The 1,663-nt window shown below is 74.3% G+C and carries 1 protein-coding gene and 1 pseudogene; both read right to left on the reverse strand.

Going from position 1 to position 1,663, the window contains the following annotated elements; genetic code table 11:
• Positions 1-1,433: acyl-CoA dehydrogenase family protein (locus H5J30_RS31720; RefSeq protein WP_181791037.1), on the reverse strand; the 1,433-nt coding region annotated here is incomplete at its 3' end.
• A pseudogene (locus H5J30_RS31725) lies at positions 1,417-1,663 on the reverse strand (TetR/AcrR family transcriptional regulator); the annotation flags it as partial. The gene H5J30_RS31720 and the pseudogene H5J30_RS31725, both read right to left, overlap by 17 nt.

Raw genomic sequence — 1,663 nt, forward strand, 5'->3', positions numbered from 1 at the left:
TCCGCCAGGTCCTTCCGCAGCCGCCCGATCGCCGCGTCGAGCCGCGCGTCGGCGCCCGCGGCGGCGTCGACCTCGGCGAAGAAGGCCGTCACGGTCTCCGGCCTGCGGGCCATCGCGCGCAGCGCGTCGAGCGCCGCGACGTTGCCGGAGCCCTCCCAGATCGACGGCAGCGGCGCCTCCCGGTACAGCCGCGGCATGCCGGACTCCTCGACGTACCCGTTGCCGCCCAGGCACTCCAGCGCCTCCGCGGCGTGCGCCGGACCCCGCTTGCACACCCAGTACTTGGTGACGGCGAGCCCGATCCGCCGGAACAGGGCTTCCTGCTCGTCGGCGGTACCGCTCTCCCCGCGGTCGACGGCGCCCGCCAGCCGCATGCTCGCCACGGTCGCCGCCTCGGCCTCCACGGCGAGGTCGGCGAGCACGTTCGCCATCAGCGGCTGGTCCGCGAGCCGCGTGCCGAACGCGCGCCTGTGCTGGGCGTGGTGCAGTGCCTGTACGACGCCGAGGCGCATGCCGCCGGCGGTGGCCAGCGCGCAGTCGAGCCGCGTCATGTTGACCATTTTGATGATGGTCTTCACGCCCCCGCCCTCCTCGCCGACGAGCCGGCCGACCGCGCCCTCGTACTCGATCTCGGCGGAGGCGTTGGAGCGGTTGCCGAGCTTGTCCTTCAGGCGCATGAGGCGGACCGCGTTTCGGGTGCCGTCCGGCAGCACGCGCGCGACGAGGAAGCAGGACAGCCCGCCGGGCGCCTGGGCGAGGGTCAGGAAGACGTCGGACATGGGCGCGGAGGTGAACCACTTGTGCCCGGTGAGCGCGTAGAGGCTGTCGCCGTCGCCGGTCGGTACGGCGCGGGTGGTGTTGGCGCGTACGTCGGAGCCGCCCTGCTTCTCCGTCATCGACATCCCGGCGATGAGACCGGACTTGGTGGTGGGCGGCCGAAGGCCGAAGTCGTAGTCGGCGGAGGTCAGCAGGGGCTCGTACGCGGCGGCGAGGCCGGGCGAGGTGCGCAGCGCGGGGACGGCGGCGTACGTCATGGAGACGGGGCACAGGTGGCCGGCGTCGGTCTGGCCCCAGACGAGGAGCTTCGCAGCGCGCGCGACGTGCGCGCCGGGAGTGCGCTCGCGCCACGGCGCGGCGTGCAGGCCGTGCTGGACGGCCGTACGCATCAGGTCGTGCCAGTGCGGATGGAACTCGACCTCGTCGACGCGGTGCCCGTAGCGGTCGTGGGTACGCAGCACGGGCGGCTGCTCCTCGACGCAGCGGGCCCACTCCTGGGCCTGCGGCCCGCCGGCGAGCAGCCCCAGCTCGCGCACGCCGTCCTCGGCCCAGGCGGCGCCGTGGGTGCGGAGGGATTCCAGGAGGGCGGGGTAGGCGGCGACGTCGTAGGAGGTGAGGGGAGGGGGCTGGTTGGTGACCTCATGGGTGGTCGGCATGGGGGACTCCCAGGGCTCGCAGGGTGAAGGCGACGAGGCGGTCGGGGGTATGGGCCCCGGGCGTGTAGGAGCCGTCGGCCGCACCGGACAACGGCCCGATGAGCGCCTCCGCACACGCCCCGACGAGCGCGGCGGCGGTCAGCTGCGGATCCTGCCGGGGCAGCCGCCCGGAGGCCGTGCCCTCGGCGATGCGGTCGGCGAACACGTCGCGGAACGCCCGCCGGAAGACG

This window comes from Streptomyces phytophilus (assembly GCF_013870535.1).
In the GTDB taxonomy this organism is placed as follows: Bacteria; Actinomycetota; Actinomycetes; order Streptomycetales; family Streptomycetaceae; genus Streptomyces; species Streptomyces phytophilus.